At 69.5% G+C, this 26,637-nt stretch carries 26 protein-coding genes; 7 read left to right on the forward strand and 19 right to left on the reverse strand.

All coding sequences use genetic code 11. The annotated features are described in order from the left end of the window. Positions 1 to 312 precede the first annotated feature (312 nt). From ABD732_RS18185 to ABD732_RS18230, 10 genes are all read right to left on the reverse strand, one after another. Positions 313 to 1,419: a PLP-dependent cysteine synthase family protein gene (locus tag ABD732_RS18185; protein ID WP_344786152.1), complete on the reverse strand. Its 1,107-nt coding sequence runs from the start codon at positions 1,417 to 1,419 to the stop codon at positions 313 to 315. Between the two features lie 87 nt (positions 1,420 to 1,506). Beyond that, the gene (locus tag ABD732_RS18190; RefSeq protein WP_344786154.1) at positions 1,507 to 2,181 is read right to left on the reverse strand and encodes an MspA family porin; all 675 of its coding nucleotides are present in this window, start codon (positions 2,179 to 2,181) and stop codon (positions 1,507 to 1,509) included. A 3-nt stretch (positions 2,182 to 2,184) separates the two neighbouring features. Beyond that, positions 2,185 to 2,820, reverse strand: a complete 636-nt coding sequence (locus ABD732_RS18195) for an MspA family porin (protein WP_344786156.1) — start codon at positions 2,818 to 2,820, stop codon at positions 2,185 to 2,187. A gap of 25 nt (positions 2,821 to 2,845) precedes the next feature. Beyond that, entirely contained in the window at positions 2,846 to 3,469 is a 624-nt protein-coding gene (locus ABD732_RS18200) for an MspA family porin (RefSeq protein ID WP_344786158.1), read from the reverse strand. A gap of 408 nt (positions 3,470 to 3,877) precedes the next feature. Further along, positions 3,878 to 4,426, reverse strand: coding sequence for a MogA/MoaB family molybdenum cofactor biosynthesis protein (locus ABD732_RS18205; protein ID WP_344786160.1), 549 nt, complete (start codon positions 4,424 to 4,426; stop codon positions 3,878 to 3,880). 50 nt (positions 4,427 to 4,476) lie between these two features. Continuing rightward, the gene (locus ABD732_RS18210; protein WP_344786162.1) at positions 4,477 to 5,793 is read right to left on the reverse strand and encodes a S1C family serine protease; all 1,317 of its coding nucleotides are present in this window, start codon (positions 5,791 to 5,793) and stop codon (positions 4,477 to 4,479) included. 97 nt (positions 5,794 to 5,890) lie between these two features. Then, entirely contained in the window at positions 5,891 to 7,309 is a 1,419-nt protein-coding gene (locus ABD732_RS18215) for a HAMP domain-containing sensor histidine kinase (protein ID WP_344786164.1), read from the reverse strand. Positions 7,310 to 7,379: 70 nt separating this feature from the next. Further along, on the reverse strand, positions 7,380 to 8,066 hold the full coding sequence (locus ABD732_RS18220) for a response regulator transcription factor (RefSeq protein WP_344786166.1): 687 nt from the start codon (positions 8,064 to 8,066) through the stop codon (positions 7,380 to 7,382). Positions 8,067 to 8,138: 72 nt separating this feature from the next. After that, entirely contained in the window at positions 8,139 to 9,722 is a 1,584-nt protein-coding gene (locus ABD732_RS18225; protein WP_344786168.1) for an FAD-dependent oxidoreductase, read from the reverse strand. Between the two features lie 10 nt (positions 9,723 to 9,732). Beyond that, positions 9,733 to 10,665, reverse strand: a complete 933-nt coding sequence (locus ABD732_RS18230; protein WP_344786170.1) for an AurF N-oxygenase family protein — start codon at positions 10,663 to 10,665, stop codon at positions 9,733 to 9,735. A 188-nt stretch (positions 10,666 to 10,853) separates the two neighbouring features. On the opposite strand from ABD732_RS18230, the gene ABD732_RS18235 reads away from it, so the two are divergent. Further along, positions 10,854 to 11,624 (forward strand): SDR family oxidoreductase, encoded by a 771-nt coding sequence (locus ABD732_RS18235; RefSeq protein WP_344786172.1) that lies wholly within the window; start codon positions 10,854 to 10,856, stop codon positions 11,622 to 11,624. A 4-nt stretch (positions 11,625 to 11,628) separates the two neighbouring features. On the opposite strand, the gene ABD732_RS18240 is transcribed toward ABD732_RS18235, so the two are convergent. Beyond that, positions 11,629 to 13,914 (reverse strand): CocE/NonD family hydrolase, encoded by a 2,286-nt coding sequence (locus ABD732_RS18240; protein WP_344786174.1) that lies wholly within the window; start codon positions 13,912 to 13,914, stop codon positions 11,629 to 11,631. A gap of 203 nt (positions 13,915 to 14,117) precedes the next feature. Beyond that, positions 14,118 to 14,291 carry a 50S ribosomal protein L32 gene (rpmF, locus tag ABD732_RS18245; RefSeq protein WP_344786176.1) on the reverse strand — a complete coding sequence of 58 codons (174 nt, stop codon included), beginning with the start codon at positions 14,289 to 14,291 and terminating at the stop codon, positions 14,118 to 14,120. A 187-nt stretch (positions 14,292 to 14,478) separates the two neighbouring features. On the opposite strand from rpmF, the gene ABD732_RS18250 reads away from it, so the two are divergent. Then, positions 14,479 to 15,411 (forward strand): AEC family transporter, encoded by a 933-nt coding sequence (locus ABD732_RS18250; RefSeq protein ID WP_344786178.1) that lies wholly within the window; start codon positions 14,479 to 14,481, stop codon positions 15,409 to 15,411. Between the two features lie 20 nt (positions 15,412 to 15,431). Here ABD732_RS18250 and ABD732_RS18255 read toward each other — a convergent pair whose 3' ends face one another. The 3 genes from ABD732_RS18255 to ABD732_RS18265 are packed head-to-tail and all read right to left on the reverse strand — an operon-like array spanning position 15,432 to position 19,577. Beyond that, on the reverse strand, positions 15,432 to 16,097 hold the full coding sequence (locus ABD732_RS18255; RefSeq protein ID WP_344786180.1) for a DUF1707 SHOCT-like domain-containing protein: 666 nt from the start codon (positions 16,095 to 16,097) through the stop codon (positions 15,432 to 15,434). 50 nt (positions 16,098 to 16,147) lie between these two features. Continuing rightward, positions 16,148 to 18,142, reverse strand: a complete 1,995-nt coding sequence (locus ABD732_RS18260) for a vWA domain-containing protein (protein WP_344786182.1) — start codon at positions 18,140 to 18,142, stop codon at positions 16,148 to 16,150. Continuing rightward, entirely contained in the window at positions 18,132 to 19,577 is a 1,446-nt protein-coding gene (locus ABD732_RS18265) for a sigma 54-interacting transcriptional regulator (protein ID WP_344786184.1), read from the reverse strand. Before ABD732_RS18265 ends, ABD732_RS18260 begins: the two co-directional genes overlap by 11 nt. Before the next feature lie 58 nt (positions 19,578 to 19,635). On the opposite strand from ABD732_RS18265, the gene ABD732_RS18270 reads away from it, so the two are divergent. Continuing rightward, entirely contained in the window at positions 19,636 to 20,214 is a 579-nt protein-coding gene (locus ABD732_RS18270) for a TIGR03086 family metal-binding protein (protein WP_344786186.1), read from the forward strand. A gap of 10 nt (positions 20,215 to 20,224) precedes the next feature. On the opposite strand, the gene ABD732_RS18275 is transcribed toward ABD732_RS18270, so the two are convergent. The 4 genes from ABD732_RS18275 to ABD732_RS18290 all read right to left on the reverse strand — a co-directional run bounded on the left by ABD732_RS18275 (position 20,225) and on the right by ABD732_RS18290 (position 23,550). Then, complete coding sequence (locus ABD732_RS18275) at positions 20,225 to 21,013, reverse strand: ABC transporter ATP-binding protein (protein ID WP_425553090.1); 789 nt, start codon at positions 21,011 to 21,013, stop codon at positions 20,225 to 20,227. Between the two features lie 31 nt (positions 21,014 to 21,044). Next, positions 21,045 to 22,118, reverse strand: a complete 1,074-nt coding sequence (locus ABD732_RS18280) for a taurine ABC transporter substrate-binding protein (RefSeq protein WP_344786190.1) — start codon at positions 22,116 to 22,118, stop codon at positions 21,045 to 21,047. Positions 22,119 to 22,123: 5 nt separating this feature from the next. Next, positions 22,124 to 22,903, reverse strand: coding sequence for an ABC transporter permease (locus ABD732_RS18285; RefSeq protein ID WP_344786202.1), 780 nt, complete (start codon positions 22,901 to 22,903; stop codon positions 22,124 to 22,126). 236 nt (positions 22,904 to 23,139) lie between these two features. Beyond that, entirely contained in the window at positions 23,140 to 23,550 is a 411-nt protein-coding gene (locus tag ABD732_RS18290) for a YchJ family protein (protein ID WP_344786192.1), read from the reverse strand. 74 nt (positions 23,551 to 23,624) lie between these two features. Here ABD732_RS18290 and ABD732_RS18295 point away from each other — a divergent pair, with 74 nt between their 5' ends. The 4 genes from ABD732_RS18295 to ABD732_RS18310 are packed head-to-tail and all read left to right on the forward strand — an operon-like array spanning position 23,625 to position 26,576. After that, complete coding sequence (locus ABD732_RS18295) at positions 23,625 to 24,002, forward strand: GntR family transcriptional regulator (RefSeq protein WP_344786194.1); 378 nt, start codon at positions 23,625 to 23,627, stop codon at positions 24,000 to 24,002. A gap of 11 nt (positions 24,003 to 24,013) precedes the next feature. Then, positions 24,014 to 24,940, forward strand: coding sequence for an ATP-binding cassette domain-containing protein (locus ABD732_RS18300; protein ID WP_344786196.1), 927 nt, complete (start codon positions 24,014 to 24,016; stop codon positions 24,938 to 24,940). Further along, positions 24,937 to 25,641, forward strand: coding sequence for a hypothetical protein (locus ABD732_RS18305; protein WP_344786198.1), 705 nt, complete (start codon positions 24,937 to 24,939; stop codon positions 25,639 to 25,641). The genes ABD732_RS18300 and ABD732_RS18305 overlap by 4 nt, the downstream gene beginning before the upstream one ends. Before the next feature lie 59 nt (positions 25,642 to 25,700). Further along, positions 25,701 to 26,576, forward strand: a complete 876-nt coding sequence (locus tag ABD732_RS18310; protein ID WP_344786200.1) for an endonuclease domain-containing protein — start codon at positions 25,701 to 25,703, stop codon at positions 26,574 to 26,576. Positions 26,577 to 26,637: the final 61 nt, after the last annotated feature.

Here is a 26,637-nt window from a genome sequence, read left to right on the forward strand (position 1 = left end):
CCCGCCGTCTGAGCCGGGCGACGAAGGAGCCCGAGTCGAAGACACCGGCGGGCAACGCTCCGCGGAACGCCCGCCTTCGACACGCCCCTCACTCCGTTCAGGACGGCTCAGGCAACAACAACCCGCCGTCTGAGCCGGGCGACCAAGGCCCCAGCCCCGCCGTCTGAGCCGGGCGACGAAGGAGCCCGAGTCGAAGACACCGGCGGGCAACCCACTAACGCTCCGCGGAACGCCACGCCTTCGACACGCCCCTCACTCCGTTCGGGACGGCTCAGGCAACGCATCTCGGGACGGCTCAGGCAACGTGTCTCGCTAGGCCAGAGTTCCCGAGGTGAAGAAGTCGGTGAGGCTCTCGGTGTAGGGCGCCAGGTCCAGGCCGGTCTCGGCGACCCATTCGTCGGAGTAGTACTTGTCCAGGTACCGGTCCCCCGGGTCGCAGAGAAGTCCCACCACACTGCCGGTCCGCCCCGCGGCGAGCATCTCCGCGATGATCCGATAGGCGGCCCACAGGCCGGTGCCGGTGGATCCGCCCACGCGACGGCCGGTGACGGTCTCCAAGTGCCGGATGGTGGCGACGGCAGCCGCATCCGGGACCACCATCATCCGGTCGATCGCGGTGCCCAGGAAGCTCGGCTCCACCCGCTGGCGGCCGATGCCCTCGATTCGGGAGCCGACGGCCGTGCGCACCTCGCCGTCCCCGTCACGCCAGGCGGGGAAGAACGCGGAGTTCTCCGGGTCGGCGACGCAGACCCCCGTGTGGCGCCCCGTGTACGCCAGGTACCGCGCGATGGTCGCCGAGGTACCGCCGGTGCCTGCGGTCGCCACAATCCACTCCGGCTCCGGATACCGCTCCAGGGAGAGCTGGGCGAAGATCGACTCGGCGATGTTGTTGTTGCCGCGCCAGTCGGTCGCGCGCTCGGCGAAGGTGAACTGGTCCATGTAGTGGCCGCCGGTCTCCTCCGCGAGCTGCTGGGCCACGCTGTACACCTGACTCGGATCGTCGATCAGGTGGCAGCGTCCGCCCTCGCGTTCGATCAAGCCGATCTTGTGCCGGCTGGTCCCGGCGGCCATCACCGCGATGAACGGGACGCCGATCAGCTTGGCGAAGTAAGCCTCCGAGACCGCAGTGGACCCACTGGACGCCTCGATCACCGGCGCGTCCTCACGGATCCACCCGTTGCAGAGCGCATGCAGGAACAGCGACCGGGCCAGCCGGTGCTTCAGTGACCCCGTCGGATGGGTGGACTCGTCCTTCAGGTACAGATCGATCCCCCACTCCGGCGGCAGCGGCACCGCGATCAGGTGCGTGTCCGCCGAGCGATTGGCCTCAGCGCGGACCCGCCGAACCGATTCGGTCACCCACGCCCGATGCGCGGGGTCGTAGCGATTGAGATCGACGGTCTCCGCCGGATCGGCCATGAGCGACTCCTTCACTGGTCCCCCAAACGTAGATCAGGCCGCTGCCCGAGGGACAGCGGCCTGATCGACATATGGTGCGGTGGACGGTCAGCCGATACTGAACGGCTTTCCGTACAGGGTGACGTTGGCCTTGGCGTCGCCGCCGGAGACCTGCACGTTCACCAGCGCCCGCGCCTGCGCGAAGCCGGCACAGCCGTCGACGCCGAAGCGTTCCTGGCTGTAGGCCACCCCACCGGTGCTGCCGGTGAAGTTGAAGCTGTTGACCGCGGTGTCGTCGATCGAGGTCCGGATCACCGGTACGAACTTGGCCGTCCCCGGTCCCAGGCTGAACGAGGCATTGGCACCGGTGTCGTCGGTCGCTGCCGGCGGCGACAACGGACTGTCGCCAGTCGCCAGAGCGCTCAGGTCGAGGTCGCTCTCGATCCCCGCACCACCTCCGGCGCCGGCACCGAAGTTGAGTTGGCAACCGATCAGGTAACCGGTGGTGATGGTGCCGCCCTTCACATCCCCGCCAGTGTTGACGCGCACCTTGCCGGAGACGAAGACCTCGCGGCTGGTGGGGACGTTGGTGACCGGGCGCTGAACGGTGTAGCTCTCGTCGAACAGCCGGATGCTGACACTGCCCCCGGGCACCTGCTTGGCCTTGTGGCCGCCGGGCAGTTTCGCCGCGTCGGCGGCACCTGCGCCGCCCAGAGCGGCCGCCGCCAGACCGGCCGCCGCGACAGTGGTGGCCAGCCGGGCGGTGCGCTTATTGATCATCATGGCTCAGCCGAGACTGAAGGGCTTGCCATACATGGTGATGTTGCCCTTGAAGGTGTCGGTGGAGACCTTGACGGTCACCTTGGCCATGGCCGAGGCGTAGCCCGCGCAGCCGTCGACGCCGAAGCGTTCCTGGCTGTAGGCGACGCCGCCGCGCGCGTTGCCGAAGTTGAAGCTGTTGACGGCTTCGTCGTCGATCGTGGTCTTGATCACCGGCACATAGGCGGCCTCACCGGGAGAGAGTTCGAACCCACCGCCCACGCTCGCGCTGGGAGTACCCTCGCCTGCGTTGTCAACCTCAAGTCCAGCACCTCCACTGCCCTCGGCGCCGAAGTTCACCTGGCAGCCGACCAGGTAGCCGACGTTGATGTTGCCGCCCTTGACGTCCCCGCTGGTGGTGACCCGGACCTTGCCGGAGACCCAGACCTCGCGCGAGGTCTGGATGTTGGTCACCGCACGGGTGATGCGCGCCGACTCGTCGTAGAGGCGGATGTTGACGCTGCCGCCGTCGAACGAGCGGGACTTGGAGGCGCCCGGAAGACTCTTGGCCTCGGCCACACCGGCGGTCGCGCCGGTCACGGCGATCAGCGCGGCACCGGCCACAGCGGCCCCGGCCACCACGCGCTTGTTCAGGTTCTTCATGTCAGTTCCTTTTGCGTGTGGTGGATCAGTTAAGGCTGAACGGCTTGCCGTACAGGGTGGACTGGACGAAGCCGCTGTCGCCCGACAGCTCTTCGTCCTCCGTGGAGAGACCGTCAGCGGCCATCACCTGCACCACCGAGCGCGCCGAGGCGTAGCCACCGCACTGCTCGACGTTGATGTGGAAGCTGTCGACCAGCAGGGTGGCCTTGCTCTTCTTGATCGACATCGAATCGGACTTGATGAACGCCACCTGCCCGGGGTTGAGCGGAACGCTCATGGCGCCACTCAGCGAGCCCCCGTCGATACCGATGCTGCCCGACAGTCCGCCCTTGAGCCCGGTGATGTCGATCTGGCAGCCCACCAGGTAGCCGACGGTCATGGTGCCCTTGCCCTTGCTCAGGGTGGCGCTGTAGGTGCCCGAGACGGCCGCGGCGCGGCCGGCGCCGTTGTTGGCGACCGACGGCATCGCGTTGGCGCGCTCGCCGGTGCGCTTGAGGGTGACCTTCTGACCGTCGATACCCGTGGTGGTCTTGGCGCCGTTCGGCAGCCGGGCCGCATCGGCGGCACCCGGGCCGGTGATCAAGCTCGTCGCGCCGACGGCGGCGATCGCCGTCGTCACCACGGCCGTGCGCAGCAGGTGTTTGCGCATGTTTGTGTACTCCTCATTGGCGTGTCTAGTGGACCCTGTGAGTCAGCCAAGGAAACCCTGAGTGACTCTGTCGCGAGAAACGCTATCCGATCGGGACGGGCGCCGCTATCGGATGAGGAACGGCTTTCGTTACGCCGGAGTGTCTGTCGATTAACGGTCGGTTAACCGCGACTAAAGGTCACCATGCGTCAAATCAAATACATCCTGGCCAGCGACTATTCGTGATGCGGGGGCCGATTCCGTTCGTACCAGTCACGCCCACGAGCGCTGTGAGGAGTATCACCGGGATCGGCCAGCCGGTCGGGAAGAGTGTCGCCGAAGACCCGGCTGAGGCGCCGCTTGCGGCGCCACTCCGACTCCTTGCCGTCCTCGTCCGCCGACTGCCGATCCGGCGTGCCGTCGCCGGTCTCAGAACTCACTGATCTGGTCAATGATGTGGTGCGACAGCGGAATCAGGGTCGCCATGCCGTCGCGGACGGCGGCGCGCGAGTTCGCCAGGTTCACCACGAGAGTCTGCCCCGAGACTCCGGCCAGACCGCGCGACAGTCCGCCGTCGGTCGCCCCGGCCGAAAGCCCCGAACTGCGCAGAGCCTCTTCGATCCCGCGCAGCCCGCGGTCCAGCAGGGGCTCGGTGGCCTCCGGAGTCACGTCGCGGGCGCGCACACCCACCCCGCCCACCGAGACCACCAGATCCACGCCGCCGATCACCGCGGTGTTCAGGGCATTGCGGATCTCCACCTCGTCGCCGGAGACGGCGACGGTGGCATCGACGTGATAGTCGCCCTCTTCCAGGAGCTCGCACACCAGGGGGCCGAGCAGGCTGGTGTCCTCGCCATGGGCGGCACGGTCGTCGACCACCACCACCAGGGCCCGGCGCACCACCTCGGCGTCGTTCACCGTTTCGGCGATCAGGTCACGGGCGGCGGCGTCGGCCTGCGCATCGGCTGCGTCGATCATGTCGAACCTCTCTTTGGGCTGTGCGTTGTCCGGGGCGCTGTGCGGCCCGCTCAGGACGTCCCGAGCTTCACGGTAACCGTCCGGTCGTCACCCCGGTTGCTGTAGGTGATCTTGACCGAGTCACCGGGGGCGCGCGAGCGGATCGCGGCCACCAGCGCCTCGGACGAGCTGATCTTCCGGTCGTCGACGGCGGTGATCAGCGCACCCTCGGGAATGCCTGCGTCGGCGGCCGCGCCGCCCCGGACCACGCTGGCCACCACGGCACCGGGCAGGGTCGCGTCCCGGCTCGGCCGGACGTTGACGCCCAGGCTGGCGTGGGACACCTCGTCGCCGGCGATGATCTGGTTGGCCACCCGCATGGCCTGGTCGATCGGGATGGCGAAACCCAGGCCGATGGAGCCGCTCGCTCCGTCGGCGCCGCCCAGGGTGGCGATGGCGGTGTTCACGCCGATCAGGGCACCCGCGGAGTTCACCAGTGCGCCTCCCGAGTTGCCGGGGTTGATGGCGGCGTCGGTCTGGATCGCGTCGATCACCGACTCCGTGGAACCGTCGGTGCCCGCGGTGGACACCGGCCGGTTGAGGGCGCTGATGATCCCGGTGGTGACGGTGCCCTCCAGGCCCAGCGGTGAACCGATCGCGATCACGTCCTGGCCGACGGTCAGATTGTCCGAGGTGCCGACGGAGACCGCACTAAGCCCAGACTTGTCGACCTTGATCACGGCGATGTCGGAGGTGGGGTCGGTGCCGACCACCCGCGCCGTGGCGCGGCTGCCGTCGAAGAAGCTGACCAGCACTTCGTCGGCGGCCGTCTGGCCACCGGCGGTGACCACGTGGGCGTTGGTGAGAATGGTGCCGTCCTCGGACAACACCACGCCCGACCCCGAGCCCTGCTGATTGCCGGAGGCGACGGCGATCGCGACCACGGTCGGCAGCACCCGGTCGGCGACGTCCTGCACCGAACCGGGCTCGGCCGGCGGCTGCGTGGTGACCCGGCTGCCCGCGGGACCGCTGACGACGGTGCCCGTGCTGCCTGAGTTCCCCCCGTCGCGGGTGATCGCGACGCCGACGATGCCGCCGAGGACACCGGCGGCCAGCGCCAGCACGGTGACCAGGGCGACCCAGAGCGGACCGCGGCTTCGGGGCTTCTCCGGCGTGGGCGGCTGCCCGCCCGGCTGCCCGTCGGCCGCCGGGAAGGCGCCGGTGCCGTAGGCCGTGATGGGCTGCTGCTGCCCGGGGGGCGGGCCGTAGTACGGCGGCGGTCCGGCTGGGCCGGGTTCGGGGCGGGTCCACTCGCCGGGCCGTGCAGGCGGTGTCTGGCCGGGTCCGTAGGGATTGGGGCCGTCGTCGCGTGGTCCGCGGTCTGTCATGCGGACCACCCTAGAAGACCTACCTGTGAGGTATCTCAGTGATACCTGGGAACCCGGTCCCAACGCGGGTCGAGGCACCGGCCCGCACGGCGAAGTCCTAGCGCGGCACCAGGACCGGGTCGGGTTCGGTGTGCACGGGGCTGCCCGGCAGGACGATCCGGATCAGCGCTCCGCCCTGCTCGGACTGGTCGGCCACCACGGTGCCGCCCATCCGCACCACCACCTGCCGCACGATCGCCAGCCCCAGACCAGAGCCGGGCATGGAACGGGTGGCGGCCGCCCGGTAGAAGCGCTCGAAGACCAGTTCCCGGTCCTCCGGCGGGATGCCGGGGCCGGCGTCGGCGACGGTGAACTCGGCTGTCTCCGGCCCGATCTGCCGCAGCCGCACCTGGACCGCGCGGCCCGGAGGGCTCCACTTGGCGGCGTTGTCGAGCACGTTGAGCACCGCGCGGGACAGGCCGGCGGCCTCCCCGAAGACGAACCACGGGTGGCCGTCCACCTCGAAGTCGATGTCCGTGCGGCGCCGCCGGACTCGGGCCAGCGCCTCGTCGATCACCTCTTGCAGATCGCACTCCTCGAAGACGGCGTCGTGCGACTCCTCGCGGGCCAGGTCCACCAGGTCGCCGACGAGGGTCGAGAGTTCTTCGATCTGTGCCACCACGTCCGACCGCAGCTCCACCATGTCCGACGCCGGCACCGCCGGGGCCCCCGGCTCGGAGGCGGCGATCAGCAGCTCCAGGTTGGTGCGCAGCGAGGTCAACGGGGTCTTCAGTTCGTGTCCGGCGTCCGCGACCAGGCGCGCCTGCTTGTTCCGCGATTCGGCCAGCGCCGCCAGCATCGCGTTGAAGGCCTCGGTGAGGCGGGCGAGCTCGTCCTTGCCGGCCACCGGGATGGGGGTCAGATCCTGGGTGCGGGCGATCCGCTCGGCCGCGGAGGTCAGTCTCCCGACCGGGCGCAGACCGCCGCGGGCCACCACCGTGCCGGCCGCCCCGGCGACGGCCACCCCGATGCCGCCGGCGACGAACAGCACCGAGGCCAGCCGACGGAGGATCGCGTCGGTGTGGTCCAGGCTCTGCGCCAGGATCAGAGTGTTGCCGTCGTACAGTTTGCGCGCCAGCACCCGCTTGTTCCCGAGGGTGCGCAGACTCTGATTCAGCTTGCCGTCCGGGTTGGTCGACGCCACGATCTCCCGCTCGGCCCCCTCGAACGGCACCTCGCCGACGCTGTAGGCGTGCCCGTCCGGCTGCACCAGCGCAATGGTCATGTTGGTGGAGAAGACGGTGCCGGCCAGCAGGCTGCTCGGGTTCTCCGACAGCTGGCCGGTCTTCGCCAGCGCCGTCATGCCGTCGGCGCGGGCGGTCAGCTGGGTATCGACGTCCTGGTAGAGGGCTCGGTAGACGAAGACGTACGTCGCACCGGCCATCAGCATCGCCGACAGCAGCACCACGGCCGCGGCCAGCAGCGCCACGCGGGTACGCAGGGAGACCGCGCGCGTCAGCGGATTCGGATCCCGCATCGGACGTGCCTTGCCGGGGCCGGGGCGCCGTCGCAGCGCAGAACGCAGACTCACTGCGACACCCCGGGGGTCACGGAGCGTTCTCGCGCAGGACGTACCCGACGCCTCGCACGGTGTGGATCAGCCGGGACTCGCCGTCGGCTTCGGTCTTGCGGCGCAGATAGCCGATGTAGACCTCCAGGGCGTTGCCCGAGGTCGGGAAGTCGTACCCCCACACCTCTTCCAGGATCCGGCTACGGGTGAGCACGCGGCGCGGATTGGACATCAGCATCTCGAGCAGCGCGAACTCGGTGCGCGTCAGGCTGATCTGCCGTTCCCCGCGGGTCACCTCGCGGGTCACCGGATCGAGCGTCAGATCCTCGAAGCTGATGGCCTCGGAGTCGAATTCGTCGTCGCGCGTGGTGCGCCGCGACAGGGCGCGCAGCCGGGCGAGCAGTTCCTCCATCGCGAACGGCTTGGGCAGGTAGTCGTCGGCACCGGCGTCCAGGCCGCTCACCCGCTCGGACACCGAGTCGCGGGCGGTGAGCACCAGGATCGGCAGATCGTCGCCGGCCGACCGCAGCCGGCGGCAGACCTCGAGCCCGTCCAGGCGCGGCATCATCACGTCCAGCACCATCAGGTCGGGCCGTTCGGCCACCACCTTCTCCAGTGCCTCCAGGCCGTCGCCCGCCGTCTCCACGGTGTACCCGTTGAAGGTCAGGGAACGACGCAGAGACTCCCGGACGGCCCGGTCATCGTCGACCACAAGAATGCGCATACCTACAGTCTTATCCATCAGCCCTGATAGCGCCCTGAGGACGGGATAGTCGTGTCGCGGTCGGCGAAAGACTCAGCGCCGGCGGCGACCCGCGGCCGACAGCATGTCGGAGACCTCGGTGAACTTGACGCGCGGACGTCCCTCGCGGGCGCCGGCCTCGCGTTCGCGCCGGTCGATCGCGCGGATCCCCCGGTAGCCGACGGCCTTTCGCTGACGCTTGCGCAGCAGCGCGGCGAAGGCCTCCGGTGCCGTGACCGGGCGCGCTATGCGCTGATTCACGACGTCGTCGATGAATCTCTCGACCGTCTCGATGGCCTGCATCTTGTTGGCGCCGATGCCACCGGTGGAGCCGCGGCCGGCCCAGCCCAGGACATAGGCACCCGGGATCGGCTCACCGTCGGCGCCGGTCAGCCGGCCGTCGACGTTCGGGAAACGGCCGCTCTCGTCGTCGAACGGCAGGCCGCCGATGGGGGCGGAGCGATAGCCGATGGAGCGCACCAGCAGGTCGGCGGCGATCTGGTACTCGTCGCCGCCCGTCGCGACGGTCACCGTCTCCAGGTGCCCGTCACCGTTGGCGCGCACCGGGGACGTGTTGAACAGGAAGACGATCCGGCGGTTGTCCGGGTCCGCGGGGCGGCCCAGTTCGGGCAGCGGCCCGTCGGCGGTGTCGTGCACCACCACGTCCACGCCCGGGATCACCGACAGCGCACGGTATTCGGCGGCGGTGTAGGCCGCGGACTCCGGACCGCGACGGCCCAGCAGCACCACCTCGTGGATGTTCTGCTGGTGCAGCAGGTCCAGCGCACGGTCGGCGATATCGGTGACGGCCAGCAGCTCCGGCGGCGACACCAGGATCCGGGCGACGTCGAGGGCGACGTTGCCGGTGCCGACGATCACCGCGCGGCCGGTGCCGTCGACGGGGATCTCCGGTCCGTCCGCGCCGGGCACCGCGTTGTACCAGGCCACCAGATCGGTCGCGGAGGTGGAACCGGGCAGGTCCTCCCCCTCGATGCCGAGCCGGCGGGAACGGGAGGCGCCGACCGCGTAGAAGACGGCGTCGAAGTGCTCGGCCAGTTCGGCCGGCGAGATCTGGCCGGCGGCCGCGTCGTCGCCCACCTCCACGTTGGTCGCCATCTGCACCCGCGGATCCCGGTACAGGATGTCGAAGGTGCGCATCACGTCCTTGGTGCTGGGGTGATCGGGCGCCACACCGGCGCGCACCAGGCCGCCCGGGGTGGGCAGCTTGTCGATCACCGTCACCTGCGCCATGGTCCGGTTGAGGACGGTGCGCAGGGCGTAGCCGCCGGACGGCCCGGTGCCCACCACCGCCACGCGCAGCCCCTCGGGCAGTCGCGGGATCTCCGGGTACACCACGTCGGTCCAGCCGGACGAGATGTCCGGGTTGTCCTTGTAGTAGTCGGCGTTGATGTCGGCGAAGATGCGGTCCTTGGGCGCCAGCTTGTCGGCCGGGAAGATCGCGTTGACCGGACAGGCGTCAGCGCAGGCACCGCAGTCGATGCAGGCCTCCGGATCGATGTGCAGGATGTCGGAGGTGCCGAAGCCGCGTTCCTCGGGAGTGGGGTGGATGCAGTTCACCGGGCACACCGAGACGCACCCCGCGTCGCTGCAGCACGACTGGGTGATGACGAAAGACATTCAGTGCTCCTTAGAGCATGTGGACCTTGCGGTAGTACCGCATGGCCGGCTTGGTGAGCAGCCCGACGTCGTCGAGGAACTCCATCAGGTGGGCACAACTGCTGCGGATCATCGAGTGGAAGTGCTCGTTGCCCGCGGCCTCGCGGCGTGCGCGGTCGACATCGAGGCCGGCGTCGGCGTACGCCTGCGGCTGGATCAGGCTGGAGACGATGAAGTACGCGCCCATCGCGACGTAGAGGGCGCTGAACTGTCGTCGTGCCCAGCTGATGCCCTCGACCGACTCACGCACCTCTTCGCGCGCGAACTTCATGTGGCGCGACTCTTCGAGGACGTGGATCTCGTTGACGGTCCGAATGAACGGGAGGACGCGGTCGTCGCGCATGCAGCCGCGCTGGAAGACGTCGAGGACCTCCTCGGCGACCAGGATGCCTGCGTAGGCGACCTCGTTCTTGGCGGTGCGCTTGAAGATCTTGCCGAGCCGGCCGATCCGGCGGCTGGGCCGGTACGACCGGCCGACCATCTTCTCCGAGGCCTTGGCGAACATGATCGAGTGACGGCACTCGTCGGCCACCTCGACCAGCGCGAACTGGAACTCCGGATCGTGGTAATCGCCCAGGTACTGGTCGCGGATCACCATCTCCTGCAGGATCATCTCGAACCAGATGCCGATGCACATGATCGAGGCGAACTCGTGCCGGGTGAGCGAGATGCGCTGCTCCTGCGTCATCTCGTTCCAGTAGTCGGTGCCGTACAGCGACGACCACTCGGGGCTGCAGCCGTACTTCTCCGGTTCCATCGGCAGCGACCAGTCGATCTCGGTCATGGCGTTGCGGGACAGGCGCGCGGCCGAGGCCAGCAGTCGCTCGGAGACCTCGCTGGGCCCCTGATCCTGCAGGCTCACCACATTGCCGGGCAGTTCGTCTCGCTCCATGGCGGCAGTCATCGAAAGACCTCCTTCAGCACCCGTCCGGGCTACCGGAACGGCGTCGATCGTTGCTGCCATCCCTGGATGGTTACAACGCTTATTGTCACGATAGCACCGGCTTGCATGGACGTAAACCGTCTGGAAACGTTACTGCCCGGTAAGAACTGCGGGACGATCCGTCACCGCAGGCCAGAGTGGAGGAACTCATGCCATCGATCTTCATCTCCGGCGGCGCCGCCGGTATCGGACTGGCAACCGCCAAGCGGTTCGCACGGGACGGCTGGACCGTCGGAATCTACGACGTCAGCGACGACGCCCTGGCCGCCGCTCAGGCGGAGAACCCCGAGTTCATCACCGGCAAGCTCGACGTCCGCGATGCTGCGGACTGGGACCGCGCACTCGCCGATTTCACCTCGCACACCGGCGGCACTCTGGACGTGCTCGACAACAACGCCGGCGTCCTGGTGGCCGGCGACCTGGTCGACATCACCCCCGATGCCATCAAGGCGCAGATCGACATCGACGCGCTCGGCGTCGCGCTCGGCGCGCGGGCGGCCCACCCGTACCTGGCGGCCACTCCCGGATCCCATCTGGTGAACATCGCATCGGCCTCGGCCATCTACGGCCAGCCCGGCATCGCGGTCTACAGCGCCACCAAGTTCTTCGTCGCCGGCTTCACCGAGGCACTGGAACTGGAGTGGCAGTCCGACGACATCCGCGTGGTCTCGATCTGGCCGTTGTGGACCAAGACGGCGCTGGCCGACAACGACGCCAAGACCACCCAGACCCTCGGCGTCCGGCTGACCGCCGACGACGTGGCCGACAAGGTCTTCGAGTCGGTGCACCCGAACCGCCTCGACCGTCTGACCCGGCGCACCAGCTACTCGGTCGGCACCCAGACCACCCTCCTCGGCAACGGCGCCAAGTTCATTCCGAACAGCCTCAACCGCACGATCAACAAGTACCTGGCCCAGTAGCGGGTCAGCCGCCGTTGAAGGCCGGACGGTAGGTACGACACGGCTGCCCGCGCAGCGACTCGCACGGCGCCGCGGGCGCCGCGGCCCGCCGGCCCGGCACCACCGGAAGCACCAGCGTCGAACCGCCGGCGCCCAGCTGCAGCGTGTCCACGACACGACCGCCGGTCGCCGGCGTGTCGAACCGCCAAGACGTCTTGTCGCCGCCCGGCGCGGTGATCGTCACCCGGATCTTGGAGCCCTTCCGGAAGGTGTGGGCGATCGGATTCAGCGAGATCCGCGCGGTCTGCACGCCCGACATCGGTGTCTGCACCAGCCAGTCACGCGCCGGCATCAGCGGCGTCGACGCCGCCGAGGTCTGCCGCAGCGAGGCCCGCAACAGGCCCGTGGTCACCAGGATCTCGGTGCCGTCCGGGCGCACCTCGGAGACCGTCGCCTGCAGGTCGGTGTCCGGCGCGCTCGAGGACAGTTTCAGGTCCAGGCTCGCCGGACCGACGGCCATCACGTCGCGTGGTTGCGCACCGGTGACGAAGCCGACGCCCGCCTTGCCCGGAACGGGCGTCCACCGGTAGTCGGCCTGCGCCGACCACGGCTCGGTGGATGCGCCCTCGACGTCCATCGTGCCCGCCGGCCGGGCCTTGGGATCGGGCCGGAAGTCGACGGTTGACGGCGCCCCCGGCGTCGTCGTCAACCGGCCGTGGCCGTCGAGGGTCCACCGGTGCCCGTCACCGGCGGCCTTGACCGGCCAAGAACTGAAGCCGCTCGACCACGGCGAGGACAGATTTCCCGGGATCGGGGTGCCCGCGCCGTTGTCGAAGAACACCTGCACGCGCGGATCGCGCTCGAACTGCGCGCGGGCCTGTGCCAGCGACGTCGCACCCGGGTGGCGCGCGGTGACCAGCGGGCGCCCCGGCGAACTGGTGACAGCACCGTAGACCACCGGCATCAGCGCGGTGAGGACATCGCTCTGCCTGGGCACGGTGCGGTCGACGTAGATGCGCAGGAACTCGTACCAGGGGCCGAGGTACTGGGGGCCGATCGAATCGAGGTGGGCGCCGTTCATCATCCGCACCCAGACCTTCGAGTTGCCGTCGAACTGGTCGATGATGGCGGGCCACTGCGGCCCGGTCTGCTCGTCCTGCAGCGCACCGACCAGGTACACCGGCACGTCCACCTTCGGCGCCCAGTACGACGGCGAGCGGTGGTCGTGCAGCGCCGGGGTCCGCGTCGGATTCTCCTCGATCAGCTGCTTGATCCGCTGCGTCTGCAAGCGCAGCTTCTGGTTGTCCTTGCAGTGCTTGTCGCCGCGGCGAACCAGTTCGCGCGCATACGGCTGGCCGCCCGCGGGCGCCGGTTCGGCATCGCCCTGGCGTTCCTGGAGCCAGGAGTCGGCGAAACCGTTGTTGAATATGCCACCCGGGAAGCCGGTCGAGTACAGGTCGTCGGTCAGGCTCATCGGCGCGATCGCGGCCAGGCTCGGCGGGCGGGTGCCCGCGGTCGCGATCTGCGAGATGCCCGAGAACGAGATGCCGACCATGCCCACCTTGTGGTGCTTGACCCACGGCTGCGCACCGACGGCTTCGACGATGTCGTAGCCGTCGTAGATGGTCGGATAGTCGAACAGGTCGAAGGCACCGCCCGAGCAGCCCGAACCGCGCATCTGCACGTTCACCGAGGCGAATCCCGCGGTGGGCGCCACCAGGTTGCCCAGCAGGGTGCCGGTGGCCGGGGCCATCGGATCGTCGGCGCCGGCCAGTCCCGCCAGCGCACCGACCAGGAAGTCGCCGGGGGCGGCGTGCTGGTAGCCGGAGTACTCGATCACGGTGGGGAACGGCCCGTCGGCCATGGTCTTGCCCAGCGGCAGCCGTACGGTGACGGCCAACTTGACGCCGTCGCGCATGCGCACGTAGTTGAGGCCGGGCCGCAGGTGCTGGCCGGTGTAGAGCTTGCGGTCCGGCGCCGCTTCGTCACGCACGGCGAAGGTGTTGCCGGCCGCCCCGCCGACGACGAAGCGGTAGCCGCCGCCCGCCCGCAGGTCGCGCACCAGGAACGAGCCGAGCCGGTCGACCGTCCCGCTGCCGACCGTGGCGCCCGCGCCGTCGACCAGGCGCACCGGTGCACCGGGCTGCGCGTCCGTCAGATACGCCTGGTAGACGCTGCCGTGTCCGCTGCCCGCGCGCGGCGCCGCGCCTGCCGGTGAGACCCCGACCCCGGTGAGCACCAGCAGGGCCGTCATGACGACGGCGATCAGCACCGGCACCCGGCGACGGGCATCGGTCAGAAACGACAGCATGGATTCCCCAACCTGCGGTGGCCACCCGTGTGACAACGCGCTGTATCAAATACTCTGCGCGAGCCTAGCAACGTTGGATACGACAATGTATTGAAATTGGGAACATCGCCCCCAGGGCGGTCGACGGCACGAAAAAACCGCGACCGACTCGTGACGAGTCGGTCGCGGTTCTTCTCGCGTTTCGGGTGCTGCGCCTCCCGGCGTCAGCGACGGTCGAGGTCGACCAGGCCCAGCTTGGCTGCCTTCACCAGGCGGCGCGGGATCCGGTGGCTCACACCGTTGATCTTCTCTTCCTGCAGGGGGGCGTTGTCCGCCTTCCACTGCGAACGACGACTGCGGGTGTTAGCCCGCGACATCCGGCGCTTCGGTACTGCCATGGTGTCCAGCCCTTCTCTACTTGCTCTCCTGATTGCGCGAGTGGGGTTCGGGGGGATACCGATCCGGCCGACCCGCGGCCAATGCTCGCAGTCGTGCCCCGCCTTCGCGCGCGGCACGCAACCAGAACAGACTAACGGTTGAGCACCGTCTCCTGCAAAACGGAGCAGCGGGTCTACCATCACCGGGGTGTCAGGCGTCGTCTCCGGATTCACGGTCATCTTCATCGTGGTGGGGATCGGCTATCTCCTGGGCCGCTCGGGAGTGCTCGGCGACCACGCCGTCTCGGTGCTGGCCCGAATGGTCTTCTTCGTCTGCACCCCGGCCCTGATGATCACCTCGCTGTCGACCAGCGACCTGTCGGTGGTCTTCTCCCCCACGCTGGCGGTCGCGTCGATCTCCGCGGTGGCGGTCGGTGCGCTCTACTTCGCCGTCGTGCGCGTGCTGTGGCGCCGCACGGTGCCCGAGGCGGTGATCGGGGCACTCTCCTCGTCGTACGTCAACAGTGTGAACCTGGGGCTGCCGATCGCGATCTTCGTGCTCGACGATGCCTCGTTCATCGCGCCGCTGCTGTTGTTCCAGATCATGCTGTACTCCCCCATCGCGCTGGTCACGCTGGATCTGACGGCGCTCGACCCCGACCGGCGCGGGTCGCTGTGGCGCACCGTCCGCACCCCGCTGACCAATCCGATCGTGATCGGCGGGCTGCTCGGGCTGGGGCTGTCGCTGGCGGGACTGCACCTGCCGCAGCCCGTCTTCTCGCCGCTGGACATGCTCGGGCAGGCCTCGGTGCCGCTGGCACTGCTGGCCTTCGGGCTGTCCCTGACCGGCGTGCAGGTGTTCCAGAAGGGGGCGAGCCCGCGCCGCGACATCGCGCTGGCGAGCGTCCTGAAGATGGCGCTGATGCCGGCGATCGCCTTCGCCCTGGCCCGCTGGGGCTTCGGCATGACCGGCGAAGCACTGTTCGCGCAGGTGGTGATCGCCGCGCTGCCGACCGCGCAGAACGTGCTGGTCTACGCCACGCGGTACAGCCGCGGCGAGATCCTGGCCCGCGACAGCGCCCTGGTCACCACCCTGCTGTCGATCCCGGTGATCGCGGTGCTGGCCGTGCTGCTGACTTGAGTGCTGAGCGGTCCCGGCGATCAGTTGGGACGGCGCGGGCCGGTGTTCTCCCCGCGCGCGGCCCGCTGCGTCTCGACGCCGCCCATCAGAGCGAGGCCCTTGATCACCACGCGCGGCGCACCCGGGCGGCCGGGCCCGGCCGCCTTGCCGGAGAAGCCGCCCATGATGCCCGAGCCGTGCACCTCGACGGTGATGTCGGACGGCACGACGATCCGGATGCCGCCCATGATCGCCCGGCACGAGATGGTCAGCACCGGCGCGGTGAACTCCACCTCGCGCAGATCGATCTCGACGCCGCCCATCACCGTGAAGGCGGTCAGCTCGGCACCGACCACGGCGCCGCCGCTGATCTCGCTGCTGGACATGATCGCCACGGCCCGGCTCACCGGTGCCGCGCCCGAGGCGCTGACGCGGGTCGGGCCGAGTGAGCCCTCGGCCACGGCCGCACCCAGCCGGTTCATCGGCAGGTCCGCGCACAGCGCATCCAGTTCGGCGAGGGTGGTGGCGGCCAGCGCCGTGCCGGCGCGCTCGGTGTACTCCTCCGGGGAGAGCGCCCCGACGCTCATCGCGGCGGACAGAAAAGCGTTCGCCTCCTCGCGGTCGGCGTTGCTGGCCCGGACTCTCGCCCGGTCGTCGTCGCCGATCGGTGCCGGGAAGTACTTGCCGCCGTGAGGTTCCTGGGTCACGGTGGCCAGTCTAGGTCCCCGGCTCTCATCACGCTCCGGGTCGGGGCGGCTCAGCGGGCGGAGCGGGCGCGCAGGTAGTCGCCGACCACCGCGGCGCCGAGCCCGTCGAGGTCCGGGCTCACCACGCGGCCGCCGATCCGGCGGGCGATCTGGTCGATGAAGCGGGCCAGGCCGGGATCCTCGCCGAGCTTGAAGAAGGTCACCTGGGCGCCCATGCGCGAGACGTGTTCGAGCTCGCGCACGGTGAGACCGATGGTCTGCGGATGCGGCGGATAGAAGAAGAACGGCTCCCCGTCCGGGGCCAGGTGGGCCGTCGGCTCACCGTCGGTCACCACCAGCACCACCGGCTGCGCATTCGGGAAACGTCGCAGATGACGCTGCGCCAGCAGAAGCGCGTGGTGCAGGTTGGTGCCCTGCTCCATCCGCGGCTCCAGCGCGGTCAGCTCGGCCACGTCGGTGTCGCGGGCGTAGCGCCCGAACTCGATCAGGTGCAGCTCATCGGACCGGAACCGCGTCGAGATCAGGTGATTGAGCGCCAGCGCGGTGCGCTTCATCGGCGTCCAGCGGCCTTCCATCACCATCGAGAACGACGTGTCCACCAGCAACACCACCGCCGCCTGCGGTCGTGCCTCGGTGTCGGTCACCTCCACGTCGCCCATGTCGATGCGGACACCGCCGGACGCCATGGCCGCCACCGGGTCGGCACCGGGCGCGGCCTCGGCGACGGTGCGCAGCACCGAGTTTCCGATCGTGCGGGTGACGTCCCAGGGTTCGGTGTCGCCGTACGCCCATTCGCGGGTGGCGCCGGTGGGTTCGCCGAGCCGGCCGGTGGTGTCGGCGCGACGTTCCCCCGACCGCGACGACAGCTGCTGGGCGATGTCGCGCAGGATCGACTGGCCCAGCTGCCGCATCGCCTTCGGCGTCAGATTGAGCCGCCCGTCCGGGGTCCGCTGGAAGAAGCCCTGCTCGGCCAGCGCACGGTCGAGTTCGGCGAGGGTGCGCGCGTCGGCGGCGGCCTCGTCGCCCAGCTGACGTTCCAGGGCGTCCAGGTCGATGTCTTCCAGCTGCGCCCCGGCGTACGCCTGCGACAGCTGCTCGGCCAGCTCCTCGAGTTCGCCGATGTCGCGGAGCGCGGCCGCGCCCTCCCCCAGGCCCATCGGCTGGTCGCCGGAGAAACCCTGACCCGAGTCCCAGCCCAGGTCCGGGCGGGCCTCCCGCAGAGCGGCGTCCATCTGCGACAGCTGGTTCATCAGGGCCGGTGAACCGAAGGCCTGCTGCGACAGCTCGGCCAGTTCCGCCTGCTGCTCGGGGCTCAGCGAGTTGAAGAACTGCGAGGCCGCCGCCGACCGGCGGGCCAGGGCGTCGATCAGCTCGTCGGTGTTCTCCGGATTCTCCGGGAAGTACTCGCCGTGCTTGTTCATGAAGTCCTGGAACTGCGCGGTGGTGTCCTCACCGCGGTTGTGCGCGTCGAGCAGATCGTTGAGGTCGGTCAGCATCTCCGAGATCGCCTGCCGGTCCTGCTCGCTCGCGCCCTCGAGCGCTTCCTTCATCCCGGCGAAGCGTTGATCGAGCACCTCGCGCCCGAGCAGATCGGAGATCTGCTGGTACTTCTCCCGGGCGGTCTGGCTGCGCCACTGGTAGTCCGACAGCTCGCGCACGGCCTGCGCGGTGGAGGCGGGCAGGCTGTCGATCTGCATCTCGGCGAAACGGGCGTCGTCGTCCAGGTCGCGGGCCAGCTGCTTGCGCTCGGCCAGGACCGCCTCGTCGAGCAGTTCCCGGATCTCGTTGAACGTGCCGTCCAGATTGCGCGAGCGCAGCAACTCGCGCCGCCGCCGGTTCGCGGCCTCGGCGAGGCGGTCGAGACCGCGCATGTTCGCGTCGCCGCGCCGCAGGTACTCGCGCAGCGCGCGCTCGGGCGAGACCCCGGACATCACGTCCTCGCCGATCGCGTCCAGCGCCTCGCGCAGATCCACCGGCGGCGCCAGCGGATCTGGGCCGCCGGTGTACCGCCCGTAGCGGGTGCGGTGGTAGCGACTAGGAGTCATCGTCTTGCGTCTCGACCCGATACACGGTGCGGCCGCGCTCATCGGGTTCCTTCCCGATCCGGCGGGCCAGGAACAGCCCCTCCAGAGCGAACTCGAGGGCGCTGGCGCGCTCGGCGTCGTCGGCGCTCAGCTTCTCGGCGAGTGCGTCGAGCACCGCCGTGGTGGCCGGGTCGTCGCCGAGCGCGGCGATCACGTCGGCGGCCGGCACCCGGTCGCCGGTGAGCACCGCGTCGCCGCTCTCCAGCCGGTCGACGAGCGGCCGCAGGTCCAGACCGCCGAGGTCGGCGCGGACCGCGTCCGCGGTCGCCTTGCGCAGCAGATAGTCCAGGATCTCCAGTTCGCGGCCCTCTTCGCCGGACTCGAACTCGACCTTGCCGCGGAGCACCTCCACCACCGACTCCAGGTCGATCGGCCGGGCGACGGCGATGTCCTCGCCCACCACGGTGGCCCGGTGCAGGGCTGCGGCGGCGACGGTCTCGGCGCCGGCGATGGAGAAGCGGGCCGACACCCCCGAACGCTGGTCGATGGACGGGTGCTCGCGCAGGTATCGGGTGAAGCGCGCCAGGATTCCCACCAGGAACGTCGGCACCGACGCCACCAGATCGGCCTCCTGCTCGATCACGTCGATCTCGTCGTCGAGTTCCAGCGGGTAGTGCGTCCGGATCTCGGCGCCGAAGCGGTCCTTGAGCGGGGTGATGATGCGGCCGCGGTTGGTGTAGTCCTCCGGGTTCGCGCTGGCCATCACCAGCACGTCGAGAGGCAGACGCAGGTTGTAGCCGCGGACCTGGATGTCGCGCTCCTCCATCACGTTCAGCATGGAGACCTGGATACGCTCGGCCAGGTCGGGCAGCTCGTTGATCACGATCAGGCCGCGATGAGCGCGCGGGATCAGACCGAAGTGGATGGTCTCGGGGTCGCCGAGGCTGCGGCCGGCGGCCACCTTCATCGGGTCGATGTCGCCGACCAGGTCGGCCACCGAGGTGTCCGGGGTGGCCAGCTTCTCGCTGTAGCGCTCGCTGCGGTGCCGCCACTCGATGGGCAGGTCGTCGCCGAGTTCGCTTGCGCGGCGGATGGTCTCCGGGAGGATCGGCTCGTACGGGTGCTCGTCCAGCTCGGATCCGGCGATCACCGGGGTCCACTCGTCGAGCAGGTTCACCAGGGTGCGCAGCAGGCGCGTCTTGCCCTGGCCGCGCTCGCCGAGGAGCACGATGTCGTGCCCGGCGATCAGTGCCCGCTCCAGTTGCGGGACCACTGTCGACTCGAACCCGACGATCCCCTCCCACGGGTCGGTGCCGTCGCGCAGGGCGGCGAGCAGGTTGTGCCGGATCTCGTCGCGGACGTCGCGCTGCCGGTGCCCTTCGGCACGCAGTTCACCGACCGTCGCGGCGGTGGGAGGAGGAGTCTGGCCGGTCTCGATCACAGTCTGGGAAGCCACGCTTCCAAGCTACCCGTCTGCGCCCATCGGCCGCCCGCATGCGCGTAGGTTCGATCCCATGAGCTGGGACGCGCTGCAGACCTACGACAACGGACTCGACTTCTTCGGCGCGGTGGTGCACGCCGTTCCCGCCGACCGATGGGGCCGGCCGTCGCCGTGCGCCGGGTGGAGTGCGCTCGACGTGCTCGGGCACGTCGGCCTCACCACCGCTGTGGGCGCGACCATCCTGCGCGGTGAGACGGTGACGGTGACCCCTGTGGAGCCGCCGTCGAGCGCCGTGTCCGGCGACCCGGTGGTCTGGTGGGACGGACTCCAGGCGCAGGCGCACGCGGCACTGACGTCGGTGGACGATCTGGATCGGGTGATCGACAGTCCCGCAGGCCCGCGCACAGTGCGCGAGGGGTTGTCGTTCCCGGCGGCCGACCTGTACATGCACGGCTGGGACCTGGCGACCGCCACCGGCCGCGACCTCGACATCCCGGCGGAGGCGATCGAGTTCATCTCGGGGATGTTCGCGGACATCCCCGACGAGATCACCCGCCGCCCCGGGGTTTTCGGCCCGCCGGTCTCGGTGCCCGAGGATGCCTCCCCGACCGCCACCCTCATGGCCTTCGCCGGCCGCGACCCCGGACGCTGACCGCCGGTCGTCAGCCCCGGTCGCGGCGCTCCGCAGTCGCCGCTTCGGCCTTCACCGCGGTCGCGACCTCGGCGCGCAGCCTGGCGAATTCCGGAGTCTCGCGCAGCTCGTCGGCACCGATTCCCGTGCGCGGCAGGTCTGATCGCAGGTCCGCGGCGATCCGCCCCGGGCGTCCGCTGAGGACCACGATGCGCGACTCCAGGTAGGCGGCCTCGTCCGGACTGTGCGTCACGAAGACCGTGGTCCGGCCCGACTCGGCACTGACCTGCCGGACGTCCTCCTGCAGCCGTTCGCGCGTCAGCGCATCGAGGGCCGCGAACGGTTCGTCCATCAGCAGCAGGGAGGTCGGCACCGCCAGGGCCCGCGCGATCGCGACCCGCTGCTGCTGCCCGCCGGAGATCTCCCAGATCCGCCGGTCCCCGGTGCCGTGCAGACCGACCCGGGCCAGCAGCGCGTCGGCCTGCCCGTCGCGCTCCGAACGCGACACGCCCGCGTACTTCAATGCCAGTGCGACGTTGCCGCGCACCGTCTGCCAGGGGAACAGCCTCGGCTGCTGGAAGACCACGCCCGCGCTGTGCCCGGGCACCGGCGGACCGCCGTCCACCAGGACCGACCCCCTGCTCACCGGCTCGAACCCGGCGATCAGGCGGAGCAGGGTGGACTTGCCGCAGCCGGACGGCCCCACCAGCACGATGAACTCCCCCGCAGGCACCTGCAGATCGATCGGGCCGAGCGCGGTGACGCGCCGGCCACCCTTGCCGTACTCGCGGACCGCACCGGTGATCGCGATCTGGCCCAGCGGGCCGGCCGCCGCGCCGCTTGCGGCCGGCTCAGTCGACGTCGTCGAAGACACCGGGAAGGCCCTTCGTGTAGAGCCCACCGGCGAAGACCTGCTCGCTCGGTACGGACGGGATCTGGTTCTGCTCCTTGAGGAACTCGGCGGTCGAATGCAGGATCCCGGCCAGGTCGCCCGGGCTCCCCTCGGTGCCGAGCCATTCCGGCGACGCGATCTCCGCGGGGGTCAGGAAGATCGCCTGCTTCAGCTGATCGGCGGCCTCCTCCGGGGAGATGCCGGCCTGACCGGCGATCGCCGCGGCGGCCGACTCCGGATCGGATTTGATCAGGTTCACCGCTCGCGCCTGCGCCTTGCGCCAGGCGTCGACCGCCTCGGGGTTCTTCTCGGCGAACGCGGTGGACACCACCCCCAGGTCGGCAGTGGCCTGCCCCCGCTCGGCGAGCTGACGGCTGGAGATCAGCTGCTTGCCGCCGTCGGCACGCAACTCGCCCAGCGTCGGCAGCCACGTGTAAACGGCGTCGACGTCACCGCGCTGCCACGCGGCCAGCGAGGCCTGCGGCTGCAGGTCCACCAGGTTCACCGACGAGGCGTTCAAGCCGGCATCGCTGAGCGCGGCCAGCAGGCTGTAGTGGGCCGTCGAGGCGAAGGCCGTCGCGACGCGCTTGCCCCGGAGGTCGGCGACCGTCTCGATACCGGTTCCCTCGCGGGCGACCAATGCCTCGTTGTCGCCGAGAACGGTCAGCGGGAAGGCCACCTGGTACGGGATCCGGAGAGGGTCGGACAGTCCCCGCGCGACCGGACTCGAGCCGGCGGTCCCGAAGTCGAGCTCGTCGGCCACGAACGCCGTGTTCACGTCCGCCCCGGAGTCGAACTTGGTCCATTTGATGTTGTAGTCGGGCAGGGCGTCCTCGAGCCACCGGTTGTTCTTGACGATCAGGTCGCCGCTCACGAGGTTCTGGTAGGCGATGCGGATCGTCGGCTTCGACGAGTCCTCACTCGGGCCGACCGAGCAGCCGGTCGCCAGGACCAGTGCACCGAGCACCGCCAGCAGAGTCGCCAGCCTGGGGATACGCGTATGTCGTCGTGTCGTGTACTGGTGGATCGACATGGGGCTCAAGCCTTTCCGCGCCAGGGAACGGCGCGTGTCTCGACCGCGCGGAGCACGGCATCGATGATGAGTCCGGAGAGCCCGATGGCGAGGATGCCGACGAGTACGACCGGGGTGTTGTTGTAGTTGGACGCGTCCTTCACCACGCCGCCGATTCCGGGGATGCCGTTGAAGAGTTCGGCGGCGACCACCGACGAGTAGGCGATGCCGACCGAGAGCCGGATGCCGGTGAAGGTTTCGGGTAGCGCGGCGGGAATCACCACGTCCCGCAGGACATTCCACCGGGAGGCTCCCAGCGCGCGGGCTGCTTCGACCAGTGGCACCGGGGTGGAGGCGACGGCCGTGGTGGTGGCCACCGCCGCCGGCGGCAGCGCCGCCAGCGCGAGCAGCGTGATCTTCGGCGTCTCGTCGATGCCGAGCCAGATCACCAGCAGGAAGAAGTAGGCCAGCGGCGGCAGCGCACGCAGGAAGGTCAGCCAGGGCTCCAGCAGCCGCCGCACCCAGGGGATCGAACCCATGGTGACGCCGAGAGCCACCCCCGCGGCCACTCCGATCGTCACACCGACGAAGACCCGGCGCAGCGTCATGTAGAGGTGTTCCCCGAGCAGGTAGTCCGCGTAGCCGCGCACCCCGTCGTGCGTGGTCGACATGTCGACCAGGGCCGTCCAGACGTTCCCCAGGGGCGGCACGAAGGTCTCCGACCAGATGCCGGAGACCGCCGCCAGCTGCCACAGACCGAGGAAGACCAGAACCGACGCCAACGGGAGGGCGACGGCCGTGGCCAGACGCCGCCAGAGCGACGGATGGTCGCCGGCGCGCGGGGCCTCGTCGCCCGTGCCGGCCGGCGCCGATGTCGCGGTGCCCGGCGTCGAGCTGTCGATCAGTGAAGTCACCGGACAAGTTGTACGCGGGCCGTCGGGGCACGCCCACGCTTCAAATCAGGGCGCGCGGAACCCTCCGCAGATTGGGCGATTTCGGTCGAATCGGTGCATCATCGCGCCGCCGCACCCGCCGGTGGCAGTCAGCCGAGGTCGCCGTCGACGTAGTACCAGCGGCCGTTCTCGCGGACGAAGCGGCTCCGTTCGCGAAGCTCTCCCCGGCCCGCGGGATCGCGGTAGACCGCGGTGAACTCCACCTCGCCGTCGATATCGAAAGGTCCTCCGCGGGAACAGGATTCGATGCTCAGATGCAGCCAGCGCCGGTCCGGGTCGAGGTCCGGCCCGACCGGCCGGGTGCTGGGGTGCCAGGTATCGAGCAGGTGCTCCGCATCGCCCACCGCGAAGGCCGAGTACCGGCTGCGCATCAGCGCTTGCGCGGTGGGTGCCGGCGCACCACCGGCGCTCGCCAGGTAGCGCCCGCAGCAGTCGCCGAGGGTGTCGCCACTGCGACACGGACACCGTTCATCGGGGTTCACCCCGGTCACGGTACCCATCGACGACCCCCTTGACACCCCCTCCGAGAGGTGTCATGGTTAGTTAGTCAAGTAACTAACCGAAGGACTTGAACATGATCGATGACGGAAGGCCGCTCTTCCAGCAGATCGCGGACCAGGTCGCCGATTCGATCATCGACGGCTCTCTCGCCGAGGAGACGCGGGCGCCGTCCACCAACGAGCTGGCGGCGTTCTACCGGATCAACCCGGCGACCGCCGCGAAGGGCGTCAACCTGCTCGTCGACAAGGGCGTGCTCTCCAAGCGCCGCGGCGTCGGCATGTTCGTCGCTGCCGGCGCGCGGGACCTCCTGCGCCGCGAACGACAGACCGCGTTCGCCGACCGCTATCTCGACCCCCTGCTCACCGAGGCCGCCCGTCTGGGCCTCGATCCGCAGGACGTCATCGACCTGATCCACGACCGCCGGGACGACCGGCCACCGGAACCTCGTTAGGAGCCGAAGCCATGACCGAAACGACCACGACGCCCGCGGTGCGGGTACACGACTTGACCAAACGATACGGCGACAAGACCGTGCTGGACGCGATCGACTTCGCGATCCCCCGCGACGTGATCTGCGGACTGTTCGGGCGCAACGGCTCGGGCAAGACCACCATCATGTCCATCCTCACCGCGCAGAACTTCGCCACCTCCGGCGACGTGGAGATCTTCGGCGAGCACCCGTACGAGAACGCCCGTGTCCTGCAGCGCATGTGCTTCGTCCGGGAGTCCCAGCGCTACCCCGACGACGCGAAGCCCAAGCACGCCTTCGCCGTGGCGCAGCTGTTCTTCCCGAACTGGGACGCCGACTTCGCGCAGCGCCTGATCGACGACTTCCGGCTGCCGATGAACACCCGCATCAAGAAGCTCTCCCGGGGTCAGCTCTCCGCGGTCGGCGTGATCATCGGTCTCGCCGCGCGTGCCGACGTCACCTTCTTCGACGAGCCCTACCTCGGTCTCGACGCCGTGGCGCGGCAACTCTTCTACGACCGCCTGCTCGCCGATTACGCCGAGCACCCGCGGACCATCGTCATCTCCAGCCACCTGATCGACGAGATCTCCGATCTGATCGAGCAGGTCCTGGTGGTCGACGACGAGCAGATCGTGGTGAACGAGTCGGTCGACGACCTCCGCGATCGCGCCTTCACCGTGGTCGGCCCGGCCGGCACCGTGGACGAGTTCATCGCCGGCCGTGAGGAACTGCACCGCGAAGCGCTCGGCACGGTCGCCTCGTCCACCGTGCTGGGCACCCTCACCGACGACGATCGGCAGCGGCTCACCGCGGCCGGACTGACCACCGCACCGGTCTCCCTCCAGGAGCTGATCGTCCGCCTCACCCAGAACTCGGATGCACAGCACCGAACCGGTCTCACGGCAGGAGCCCACCGATGAATCGCACCGCCAACGTCGTCCGCATGCAGCTGGTCAACCGGCAGACCTTCGTCGGGCTGCCACTGCTGATCCTGTTCGCCGCCTTCGCCATCACCCTGGCGATCTACGGGATCATCATCTTCTCGGTCAGCGACCCGATCGAGGAACCGATGTACAGCGGCGGTACCCAGGCTCCGCTCTGGTACTTCGCCATCGTGGGCATTCAGGCGCTGAACTTGACGTTCCCGTTCTCGCAGGCGATGAGCGTGACGCGTCGCGAGTTCTTCTCCGGCACGGTGCTCACCGCGGCCGGTACGTCGCTGGTCCTGGCGGTCACCTATCTGGTGGGCGGGCTGATCGAGCGCGCCACCGACGGCTGGGGCTTCAACGGGTACTTCTTCTACCTGCCGTGGATCTGGGAGCACGGGGCGCTGTCGGCAGCGCTGTTCTACTTCGCCGCCGCCATGCTTGCCTTCCTCATCGGCTTCCTCGGGGCGACGATCTACAAGCGCTTCGGACTCCTGTGGCTGCTGGTGGTGACCATCGGTCTGGTGATCGTTCTGGTCGCGGCCGCTTTCCTGATCTCCGTGTTCGGCTCATGGGTCGGCGTCGGCGAGGCCTTTGCGAACGCGAACGCGCTGTACGTCGCGCTGATCGGACTCGGCGTGGCCGTGGTCCTGGCGGGGGCCGGATACCTGGCTCTGCGCCGCGCGATCCCCTAGCGCACCGGCCCGACGGCCGGCGATGGAACCGGACTGCCCCCGTGACGCGTCTAACGGTCATGGGGGATCAGTCGGTCATCGTCTCGGTCGCTTCGGCGACGGCCACGCACGGCGGCGCGGTGCACGGGGTGTACTTCCGTGACGAGCTCGCCGCCCTGGGGATCGGCGAACGGGAACGACGTCTGATGGTGCAGACCGGCGAGCTCACCGTCCCGCGCAAGGACTGGTACGCGGCCGCGACGTGCAGCCCGAAGGTGAAGGAAGCGGTCAAGGCGGGTGGCGTCCTCGCCTGTGTTTCGGCGCTGAGCTACTACGGCTTCTGGGTACCTCCCGGCTACCGGGACCTCCACGTTCGTTCGGCTCGGGGGAAGAGCAAGACCTCCTGCCGCGGCTACTCCCCGAAGGCTGCCGGCCGCACCGCGGTCGACCCGGTGACCACCGCACTCGAGTGCGCCGCGCGGTGCATGACCGAAGAGGACTGGATCGCGGTCTGCGACTCTGTGCAGAACACGATGAACCTGTCCGCCGAGGCCCTTCGCGGGGAGATGGGGTCGCTGCCCAAGTACGTCGAGGCGATGTTCGGCAAGACCGACGCTCGCACGCAGTCCGGCACGGAGTCGGTCAGTCGGGTCCGCCTGCGGGGATGCGGATACAAGGTGGTGGTCCAGCCGGAGATCGCCGAGGTCGGCCGCGCCGACCTGCGCGTGGGGCGCCTGGTGATCGAATGCGACGGCAGGCAGTACCACTCCTCGGCGGAGGAGTTTCAGAACGACCGGACCCGCGACCGCAAGGCCGCGGTCGGCGGCTGGATCGTCTTCCGCCTCACCTACGACGACGTGCTGTTCGGATGGGACGAGGTTCTCCAGGACATCCGCGCGATCACGCAGAAAGACCGCCATCGACCTCGTCGGCCCCGCACGAAGAGCGGCCGATAGGCGGACACAGAGGGAGATTCGGGCTGTTTCGATTTCGTTCTGACGGGGCGCGCTGATGGGG

It is taken from the genome of Gordonia caeni (assembly GCF_039537105.1).
GTDB lineage: Bacteria > Actinomycetota > Actinomycetes > Mycobacteriales > Mycobacteriaceae > Gordonia > Gordonia caeni.

What these genes read in the sequence shown, in the direction of transcription:
- ABD732_RS18185 (WP_344786152.1), bottom strand. Translation starts at nt 1,419, where the DNA reads ATGGCCGATCCGGCGGAGACCGTCGATCTCAATCGCTACGACCCCGCG.
- ABD732_RS18310 (WP_344786200.1), top strand. Translation starts at nt 25,701, where the DNA reads ATGGGGGATCAGTCGGTCATCGTCTCGGTCGCTTCGGCGACGGCCACG.
- ABD732_RS18210 (WP_344786162.1), bottom strand. Translation starts at nt 5,793, where the DNA reads ATGACAGACCGCGGACCACGCGACGACGGCCCCAATCCCTACGGACCC.
- ABD732_RS18205 (WP_344786160.1), bottom strand. Translation starts at nt 4,426, where the DNA reads ATGATCGACGCAGCCGATGCGCAGGCCGACGCCGCCGCCCGTGACCTG.
- rpmF (WP_344786176.1), bottom strand. Translation starts at nt 14,291, where the DNA reads ATGGCAGTACCGAAGCGCCGGATGTCGCGGGCTAACACCCGCAGTCGT.
- ABD732_RS18215 (WP_344786164.1), bottom strand. Translation starts at nt 7,309, where the DNA reads ATGCGGGATCCGAATCCGCTGACGCGCGCGGTCTCCCTGCGTACCCGC.
- ABD732_RS18300 (WP_344786196.1), top strand. Translation starts at nt 24,014, where the DNA reads ATGACCGAAACGACCACGACGCCCGCGGTGCGGGTACACGACTTGACC.
- ABD732_RS18295 (WP_344786194.1), top strand. Translation starts at nt 23,625, where the DNA reads ATGATCGATGACGGAAGGCCGCTCTTCCAGCAGATCGCGGACCAGGTC.
- ABD732_RS18290 (WP_344786192.1), bottom strand. Translation starts at nt 23,550, where the DNA reads ATGGGTACCGTGACCGGGGTGAACCCCGATGAACGGTGTCCGTGTCGC.
- ABD732_RS18190 (WP_344786154.1), bottom strand. Translation starts at nt 2,181, where the DNA reads ATGATGATCAATAAGCGCACCGCCCGGCTGGCCACCACTGTCGCGGCG.
- ABD732_RS18280 (WP_344786190.1), bottom strand. Translation starts at nt 22,118, where the DNA reads ATGTCGATCCACCAGTACACGACACGACGACATACGCGTATCCCCAGG.
- ABD732_RS18230 (WP_344786170.1), bottom strand. Translation starts at nt 10,665, where the DNA reads ATGACTGCCGCCATGGAGCGAGACGAACTGCCCGGCAATGTGGTGAGC.
- ABD732_RS18200 (WP_344786158.1), bottom strand. Translation starts at nt 3,469, where the DNA reads ATGCGCAAACACCTGCTGCGCACGGCCGTGGTGACGACGGCGATCGCC.
- ABD732_RS18235 (WP_344786172.1), top strand. Translation starts at nt 10,854, where the DNA reads ATGCCATCGATCTTCATCTCCGGCGGCGCCGCCGGTATCGGACTGGCA.
- ABD732_RS18305 (WP_344786198.1), top strand. Translation starts at nt 24,937, where the DNA reads ATGAATCGCACCGCCAACGTCGTCCGCATGCAGCTGGTCAACCGGCAG.
- ABD732_RS18240 (WP_344786174.1), bottom strand. Translation starts at nt 13,914, where the DNA reads ATGCTGTCGTTTCTGACCGATGCCCGTCGCCGGGTGCCGGTGCTGATC.
- ABD732_RS18260 (WP_344786182.1), bottom strand. Translation starts at nt 18,142, where the DNA reads ATGACTCCTAGTCGCTACCACCGCACCCGCTACGGGCGGTACACCGGC.
- ABD732_RS18225 (WP_344786168.1), bottom strand. Translation starts at nt 9,722, where the DNA reads ATGTCTTTCGTCATCACCCAGTCGTGCTGCAGCGACGCGGGGTGCGTC.
- ABD732_RS18270 (WP_344786186.1), top strand. Translation starts at nt 19,636, where the DNA reads ATGAGCTGGGACGCGCTGCAGACCTACGACAACGGACTCGACTTCTTC.
- ABD732_RS18220 (WP_344786166.1), bottom strand. Translation starts at nt 8,066, where the DNA reads ATGCGCATTCTTGTGGTCGACGATGACCGGGCCGTCCGGGAGTCTCTG.
- ABD732_RS18195 (WP_344786156.1), bottom strand. Translation starts at nt 2,820, where the DNA reads ATGAAGAACCTGAACAAGCGCGTGGTGGCCGGGGCCGCTGTGGCCGGT.